Here is a 7,960-nt window from a genome sequence, read left to right as displayed (position 1 = left end):
TTGGGAGTGCGGTCATGGCGGACTCGAGTGGTGCCGTGGGGCTGGAAAGGGGAGCGGCAGGCTGGAGTAGCGCCGTGCGGCTGGAAAGGGGGAGTGACGGACTCGAGTAGCGCTGTGCGGCTGGAAGGGGGAGTGGCGGGCTTGAGTGGTGCGGTGGGTTGGTGGTGCGGTGGGTGTCCTCGGGGAACTGTGCTGCCGGGATCGGTGGGTGCGGCTAACGTTTGGATATGACTGGACCGGCGCCCCTCGACCTTGCTTCGATCCGACGTGCACCCAAAGCCCTGCTGCATGACCACCTCGATGGTGGTCTGCGGCCGGAGACGGTGCTAGAGCTCGCCGCCGAGTGCGGCTATGACCAACTACCCGCGCAGGATGCCGAGAGTTTGGGGGCGTGGTTCCGGGACGCCGCCGACAGCGGGTCGCTCGAGCTGTACCTCGAGACGTTCGCCCATACCGTCGCGGTGATGCAGACGCCGGAGGGTTTGCGGCGGGTGGCTCGGGAATGTGCCATCGATCTGGCCGCCGACGGGGTGGTCTACGCCGAGGTGCGGTTCGCGCCCGAGCAGCATCTGGAGAAGGGGCTCACGCTCGACGAGGTGGTCGAGCACACCCTTGCCGGGTTCCGGGAGGGGGAGGCGATCGCTGCGGAGCAGGGCGACATCATCCGGGTGACATGTCTGCTCACCGCCATGCGGCATGCCGCGCGTTCCCGGGAGATCGCAGAGCTCACGGTGCGCTTCCGCGACAGCGGGGTCGGCGGGTTCGACATCGCGGGGGCCGAGGCCGGGTTCCCGCCCACCCGGCACCTGGACGCCTTCGAATATCTGCGGGTCAACCACGCGCACTTCACGATTCACGCGGGGGAGGCGTTCGGGTTGCCGTCGATCCACGAGGCGCTCGCCTTCTGCGGGTGCGACCGTCTCGGGCACGGTGTGCGCATCACCGACGACATCAGCGTGCCGGGCGACATCGAAGACGCCCAACTCGGGATCGTCGCCGACTACGTGCGTGACATGCGGGTTCCGCTGGAACTGTGCCCGTCGTCGAACGTGCAGACCGGTGCGGTGCCCTCGCTCGACAAGCACCCCTTCGACCTGCTGGCCCGGCTACGGTTCCGGGTCACCGTCAACACCGACAACCGGCTGATGAGCGACACCACCATGAGCCAGGAGATGCTCAAACTGGTGGAAACCTTCGGCTACGGCTGGAGCGACCTCGAACGCTTCACCATCAACGCCATGAAGTCGGCGTTCATCCCGTTCCCCGATCGCCTGAAGATCATCGACGAGATCATCAAACCGCGCTACGCGGTCCTGGTCGGATGACGAAGAAGGGTGGCACCTCCTCGGTGCCACCCTTCTCGTCTTGCTCGGCTTGCTCGGCTTGCTACTCGCTGACCAGCCGTGCTTCGAAGGCGCGTTGCAGTTCGCGGAACTGCTGGGCCTCGGCCGTGAACGGCGGGTTCGGGGCCAGCCGGTTCGGGTCCGGGTTGAGCAGGTAGGAGACGTACCAACCCAGCGGGTTCGACGCGGCAAGCGCCTGTTCCACGCTGTCGTCGTCGGCGTAATCGGCTGCGTCGGTGAACAATTCGACAGCCAGGTCGAGCTGTTCGATGTCGACGGCCTCCGGCCCCTCGGCCAGGTCCTCCACGAGGCCGGTGAGCACGTAGACGTTCTCGTCGCTCACCTCCACCTCGAGTGAACCGTCGACCGCGGCGGTCTGCACGTCGCCGAAGGTCGACACCCGGGCCAGCTCGTGCTCGTGGTCGTCGGCCAGGTAGCGGGCCAGCGCACGCTCGGAACCGAACACCGTGATGGTGCGGCCGTTGCCGAGGAAGATCGGCTCGTCGTCGAGGTAGCAGCGCAGGGTGAAGTGCTCACCGTCGGAGGTGACGATCTTGACCGGGTCGATGCCGACCTCGTGCCAGAAGGTCTCGTCCTCGTCGTCGGCGGTGAGGTCGACGCTTTCGAACTCCTCGTCCTCCTCGACCACGTCGTCGGCGTCGACCACGTTCTCCTCGGCGGCCAGCAGCTCGGCCTCGGCGACCTCGACCGCCGCGGCATCCACCTCAGGGGTGGTGACGATGCTGTCGATCGCGTCGAGCACGTCGTCCCAGCCCTTGACGATGGCGGCACCGACCTGGTCCCACAGCTCCTCGCCGTCGCGCCCGGTGAACGTGCCGACGCCGTTGGCGAGCACACCGAGTACCGGGTTGTCGTCGAAGAACGCCGTCACCACGTCGAGCTCGCACACGTCGCCGATGTTGCGAACCATGGCCAGGGTGTCCTCGAGCTCGCCGACCACCTCGCCGTCGGGTTCGCCCGCGGCCAGCTCGGGCACGGAGACCAGATCGAAGGTGAAGTTGTCCTCCGGCTCCAGTTCGGCGGCCGACAGACCGGCGACCACCGCCCACGACGGATGCTCGACGAGATCGTTGTCGGTGTTGGTGCGGATGAACGCGGCCAACTCCGCAACGGACTCGAAACCGTAGAGGTCGTCCTCGTGTCCGAGGAACGCCATGTACTCGTCGTCACCGTCACGCCAGCGCGGTGCCCACAGGGTGACGAGATCGCCATCGGTCAGACCGAGCTCGATCGGGACGATGTCTCCAGAAGCCATGACGCGAAGCCTATCGAGCTTCAGCGCCGCGCACTATCCGGCCCGGGTGCTAATTCCCCCGGCGGGTGTGCAGTGCCGCCGGTGAGCGATTCGTTCAGTGTCGCAATGATGTTGGAGCGTGCTTCGCCCGCGGTCTCGGTGGCCTGCCTGCACGCCGACAGGATCAGCTGCGCGGCCTCCGCCGGCGGCAGGGCGGTGATGCCCTCGTCCAGGCGCAGATCGACCAGCGCGCCGTCGCTGTTCACCTCGGCGGTGACCAGCCCGTCCTCGGTGGTGAACTTGCCGTTGACCTGCTTCAACCCGTACAGCGCCGCCTCGAGTGCCTCGAGTTTCTCGGTCACGCCCGCGACGAGGGCGTCCATCTCCGCGCTCACAGGGGCCTCATCCAGCTCGTCTGACCGGTGTCGGCGTCGTCGATGCGGTCGAGCTCGTCGACGGCCTGACGCCGGGTCGGCAGGTTCATCTTGTCGAGCAGGGCATCGGGGATGCCCGCCTGCTCGCTGTACACCTCGCGCAGGCGCGCGGCGGCCGCGATGGTCGAACGCCTGGTCAGGCGAAGGATCTCATCGGCGAGGGCCTGTGCGCCGTACTGGTATTCGCTGCGCTCGAACTTGAGCGCGATCGGCAGCCCCATGCTGGTCGCGCGCACCGAGATGGTGCCCGACCGGTTGGTGCTGACCGCGGTTTCCACATTGGGAACCTCGGGGATCGGGGTTTCGCTCATGAGGTAGGCCTGTAGAAGCCGTAGAACTCCATGCCACTGTTCTCCGTTCGGATCGAACTGATCGAGACCGGGTCGCCCGCCTCGACGAGCTGCCCGTTGCCGACGACCATGGCGACGTGGCCGTCCCATACGGCCAGGTCACCGGGCATCAGGTCACCGGGTGACACCTGTGGGTGTCCGATGTGCTGTTCCTGGGCGAGGCGGGGCAGTTCCACCCCGGCCTCGCCGTAGGCGTACTTGGTGAGCCCACTGCAGTCGATGCCCGAGCCCGGGTCGTTGCCACCCCACACGTACGGCGTGCCGACCGCGCCGATGGCCGACCGCACGGCCGTGGCGGCCTCCTCGTTGGGGGCTTCGACCACGCTGCCGTCGGGCAGGGTGACCTTGACGCCGGTGCCGGTGGAGCCCGTGGACGAGCCGGTGGGGGTCGAGGTCTTGCCGTTGTTGGTCGAGTTGCCCGTGCTCGTGCCGCCCGAACTGCTCGAGTCGCCGCCGCCCATGGCCGTCGACAGGCCCGACGACACCGCGCTCAGCATCGAACCGCCCGCGCTCGTCGCGGTGGACAGCAGCGTGGAAGCGGCCGAAGTCGACAGGTTGGCGGTGTTGGCGAGGGGCGTGCTCGACGGTGCCGGGGTGAGCTCCTTGATGGCGGCGGTCTGGGTGCCGAGTTCGTCCTGCACCCGCCCGACCACGCCCATGCCCTGGCCGATGTGGTCGATCGCCGAGGCGACGACGGCGGTGAGGCCCGCCGGGGTGGCCAGGACCGGGCTGAGCGCGGAGACCTCGGTGAGGAAGGAGTTGACGATCCCGTCGAGTTCCTTCTGTCCGGTCTGCACGTACGCGGCGGCCTGGTCGACCACGGTGGCCATCTCGTTGCCGGTGTCGGACAGGGTGGCCGAGGAGGTCTGCACGCGCAGCGCCTTCGAGGTGACCGCGTCGACGGCCAGACCGTCCCAGGCGGTGTTCACCGCATTGATGCCGGTGCGGCCGAGCTGGTAGATCTGGTCGATCTCGGCGGAGGTGCTGCGCAGGCCGTCGGACGCGCCGCCGGTGCCGAGGACACCGCTACCGAAGCTGGACAGCAGGTCGTACAGGGGTTGAGCCAGTCCGCTGAGGTCGATCATGCGAGTTCGCCCGCTGCCGATTCGATGGCGGCGGCGTTGCCCGTGTCGGTGTCGACGAGGGTGGTCGCGGCGCCTGCCGTTGCGGTGCCCATGCTGGCCATCACGGCCGAGAGCTGGGCGATCGCGGCGACGTGACCGGCCTGGGCGGCGGCGTAGGCGGTGACGAAATCGCCGCCGATGAGTCCCATCACCGGGCCGAGCAGAGCCGGGTTCGATGCCACCGACGCGGCCGCCGCCGTGGCGAATTCGGTGGACATGGTTCCGGCGGTCGCACTATAGGCGACGATGCCCTCGGCATCGGCCGACATCTTTACCATCGAACTTCCCCCAATCCTCGAGTTCCCGGGCAGAGTACGTCATTCACCTGATTCGACGCACCGGCTCCGCGTTCGGTTCCCTCTTCCGCGAAATTTCCCCAGCGGACGCACCGGAAGCGCGTGGTGACCCTATCGTTTTTTCATGCGCACCGACACCGTCGACCATCCGCTCGCCGCCACTCTGCTGAGCACGATGCGAGACGCCCGCACCGACAACGCCACCTTCCGCAACGCATTGGCCGACCTCACGGGCATTTTGATGTACGAGGCACTGCGTGACGCGCCCGTCGTCCGTGAACCGATCAACACGCCGGTCGCCGTCACCGACGGTGTCCGCCTGGCCGCCCCACCGCTGCTCGTCCCGGTCCTGCGCGCGGGCCTCGGCATGGTCTACGCCGCCGCCGATCTCGTGCCACAGGCCCGCGTCGGTTTCGTCGGCATCGCCCGCGACGAGGAAACCCACCAGCCCGTCCCGTACCTGGAATCCCTGCCGACCGACCTGACCGACCTCCCCGTCTTCGTCCTCGACCCCATGCTCGCCACCGGCGGCTCGATGATCCACACCCTGGAACTCCTCGTCGCCCGCGGCGCCACCGACATCACCGCCGTCTGCGTCGTAGTCGCCCCCGAAGGCGTTGCCGCCCTGGCCGACTCGGGCCTGCCCGTCCGCCTCGTCACCGCCGTCGTCGACGAGAAACTCAACGAACACGCCTACATCGTCCCCGGCCTCGGCGACGCGGGCGACCGCCAATTCGGCCCCCGCTGAATCGGCTTACTCCCGAACGGATTTCGTGCGACCTCGCTGACCTGGGAGTTCGGATATGCCCGAGCAGGCCGACGCGCATGGCTCGCGGTCGTGGCGGCTGAGCCGTCGATCAAATGGGACTGAGCGCCCTGCAGAAGCCGGCCAGTTCGCTGAGCCGGTTGCCGGCTTCCCGGCGCGCCGCAGGCAGATTCGAGAGCTCGGTGACAGGGGCGAAGACCTCCAGGTAGCACTTCAATTTCGGTTCGGTGCCCGACGGCCGGACGACGATGCGGAAGTCGTCGGCCTCGAAGATCAAGGCGTCCGTGCGCATTCGGCCACGGACCTGGGCCTGATCGGTGAATTTCACCGGTGTGCCCGCGATCTCGACGGGTGGGTTCGTGCGCAGGGCGGCGGCGAGGGTTGTTGCCGCGGCCTGGTCGGGTAGGCGCAGCGACACTTGATCGCCTGCGTGTAGGCCGAATTCGACCGTGTAGGAATCGAGGTCGTCGAGAAGGGTGCGGTTCTGCGCCTTCGACAGGGCGACCAGGTCCGTGGCGGCCACCGCGGCGGAGATGCCGTCCTTGTCGCGGACCTTCGACGGGTCGACGCAGTGGCCGATGGCTTCCTCGTAGGCGTACACGAGGCCGTCACCCGCCCTGGCCAGCCATTTGAACCCAGTGAGGGTCTCGGCGTAGCGGGCCGAACGGGCGGCCGCCAGCTTCGAGAGCAGGCGTGAGGAAACGATTGTCGTGGCGACCAGCGGGTCGTCGGAAGCGGTGCGCAGCACGTAATCGGCCAGCAGCACACCGGTTTCGTCACCGCGCAGCATGCGCCAGCCGTCCGGCCCCGGCACGCCGACGGCACACCGGTCGGCGTCGGGATCCAGGGCGATCGCCACGTCGGCGCCGACCCGCTCGGCCAGCGCGAGCAGCAGATCGGACGCTCCCGGCTCCTCGGGATTGGGAAAGGCGACGGTGGGGAAGTCGGGGTCGGGGGCGAACTGTTCGTCCACCACGTGCACGTCGGTGAATCCCGCGGCGTGCAGCGCCCGCACGGCGAGGTCGCCGCCCACACCGTGCATGGCCGTCAAAGCGATCCGCACCTCGGCCCGCGCCCCAGGACCGCCGAGCACACCGGGCAGTTCGGCGACTCGCGCCAGGTACCGGTCGACCAACTCGGCCCCGGACGGTGCAACAGGCGCCCGCTCAACCGGTTCGGCGACCTTCTCTATGTACTGCTCGATCTCGGTATCGGCCGGTGCGATGAGCTGTGAGCCACCGTCGAGATACACCTTGTACCCGTTGTCGGCGGGTGGATTGTGCGAGGCGGTGATCTGCACGCCCGCCACCGCACCCAGCTCACGCACCGCGAACGCCACCACCGGCGTCGGCACGGGCTCGGGCAAGAGGGTCACGGGAAAGCCCGCGGCCGTGAAGATCTCGGCTGTCGCGGTCGCGAATTCGGCGGAGCCGTGCCTCGCGTCGCGCCCGACCACCACCGCACCGCCGCCGAGACACCGCGCCCGCAGCCAGTCGGCCAGGCCCGCGGTCGCCCGCGACACGGTGGTCACGTTCATCCCGTCCGGTCCCTCACGCAGTGGGCCGCGCAGGCCCGCGGTCCCGAAGCGCAGCATCTACACCCGCTCCAGAATGCCGCGCAGCAGTTTGCCGAGGCGGGGCGCAGCGGCCTGCCCTTCGGCCAGCACTTCCGCATGCGACAGATGCTGGCCGGTGACCCCGGCGGCCAGGTTGGTGACCAACGAGATACCGAGCACCCGCGCCCCGCGTGAGCGGGCTTCGATGGCCTCCAGCACCGTCGACATTCCGACCAGGTCGGCGCCGAGAGTGGCCAGCATGCGGATCTCGGCGGGTGTCTCGTACTGCGGCCCGAGCAGTCCGGCGTACACGCCTTCACCGAGCGAGGGGTCGAGTTCCTTTGCCAGCGTGCGCAATTCGGGATCCCACGCGTCGACCAGGTCGACGAACCGTGCCCCCTCCAGTGGGGTGCGCGCGGTGAGGTTCAGGTGGTCGGCGATGAGGACCGGTTCACCCACCCGCAGCCCGCCCCTGATCCCGCCCGCGGCGTTGGTGAGCAGCACGATCTCCGCACCGGCCGCGATCGCCGCCGACACCGGGTGCACCACCTGCTGAGGCGTGTAGCCCTCGTACAGATGCTGGCGGCCCATCAGCAGCAGCACATTGTTGTCGTTGACGGTGACCGAGTGCACCATCCCGCCGTGCCCCTGCGCGCTCGGCCTGCCGAAGCCGGGCAGCTCCGGCATGGCGATCGAGGCATGCGGCGCACCGATCTCGGCGGCGGCCTGCTGCCACCCCGATCCGAGCACCACGGCCACGCGATGACGCGGCACTCCCGTACGTTCGGCGATAGCCTCGGCGGCCCGTTCGGCAAGCATGTGGATAGCTTATGTCCC

General features: G+C 68.5%; 9 protein-coding genes. 2 read left to right on the top strand and 7 right to left on the bottom strand.

Annotation, left to right across the window (positions count from 1 at the left end; genetic code table 11):
- Positions 1 to 227: 227 nt before the first annotated feature.
- Entirely contained in the window at positions 228 to 1,325 is a 1,098-nt protein-coding gene (locus NI2_RS13790; RefSeq protein ID WP_067490783.1) for an adenosine deaminase, read from the top strand.
- A 61-nt stretch (positions 1,326 to 1,386) separates the two neighbouring features.
- Here NI2_RS13790 and NI2_RS13785 read toward each other — a convergent pair whose 3' ends face one another.
- From NI2_RS13785 to NI2_RS13765, 5 genes are read right to left on the bottom strand one after another with little or no spacing between them, the layout of a single operon-like run.
- A complete protein-coding gene (locus tag NI2_RS13785) occupies positions 1,387 to 2,619 on the bottom strand; it encodes a SatS C-terminal domain-containing protein (RefSeq protein WP_067490781.1) in 1,233 nt (410 codons plus the stop codon).
- 20 nt (positions 2,620 to 2,639) lie between these two features.
- Positions 2,640 to 2,993: a YbaB/EbfC family nucleoid-associated protein gene (locus tag NI2_RS13780; RefSeq protein ID WP_166655760.1), complete on the bottom strand. Its 354-nt coding sequence runs from the start codon at positions 2,991 to 2,993 to the stop codon at positions 2,640 to 2,642.
- Complete coding sequence (locus NI2_RS13775; protein WP_067490779.1) at positions 2,990 to 3,343, bottom strand: hypothetical protein; 354 nt, start codon at positions 3,341 to 3,343, stop codon at positions 2,990 to 2,992. Before NI2_RS13775 ends, NI2_RS13780 begins: the two co-directional genes overlap by 4 nt.
- On the bottom strand, positions 3,340 to 4,467 hold the full coding sequence (locus NI2_RS13770; RefSeq protein WP_067490777.1) for a C40 family peptidase: 1,128 nt from the start codon (positions 4,465 to 4,467) through the stop codon (positions 3,340 to 3,342). Before NI2_RS13770 ends, NI2_RS13775 begins: the two co-directional genes overlap by 4 nt.
- Positions 4,464 to 4,784, bottom strand: a complete 321-nt coding sequence (locus tag NI2_RS13765) for a hypothetical protein (RefSeq protein ID WP_067490775.1) — start codon at positions 4,782 to 4,784, stop codon at positions 4,464 to 4,466. The genes NI2_RS13770 and NI2_RS13765 overlap by 4 nt, the downstream gene beginning before the upstream one ends.
- 142 nt (positions 4,785 to 4,926) lie before the next feature.
- Here NI2_RS13765 and upp point away from each other — a divergent pair, with 142 nt between their 5' ends.
- On the top strand, positions 4,927 to 5,550 hold the full coding sequence (upp, locus tag NI2_RS13760; RefSeq protein ID WP_067490773.1) for a uracil phosphoribosyltransferase: 624 nt from the start codon (positions 4,927 to 4,929) through the stop codon (positions 5,548 to 5,550).
- 109 nt (positions 5,551 to 5,659) lie between these two features.
- Here upp and NI2_RS13755 read toward each other — a convergent pair whose 3' ends face one another.
- Positions 5,660 to 7,162 (bottom strand): phospho-sugar mutase, encoded by a 1,503-nt coding sequence (locus NI2_RS13755; RefSeq protein ID WP_067490771.1) that lies wholly within the window; start codon positions 7,160 to 7,162, stop codon positions 5,660 to 5,662.
- On the bottom strand, positions 7,163 to 7,942 hold the full coding sequence (locus NI2_RS13750) for a purine-nucleoside phosphorylase (protein ID WP_067490769.1): 780 nt from the start codon (positions 7,940 to 7,942) through the stop codon (positions 7,163 to 7,165).
- Positions 7,943 to 7,960: the final 18 nt, after the last annotated feature.

This window comes from Nocardia ignorata NBRC 108230, assembly GCF_001612905.1.
Lineage (GTDB): Bacteria > Actinomycetota > Actinomycetes > Mycobacteriales > Mycobacteriaceae > Nocardia > Nocardia ignorata.
This window is presented reverse-complemented; position numbering and strand designations above follow the sequence as displayed.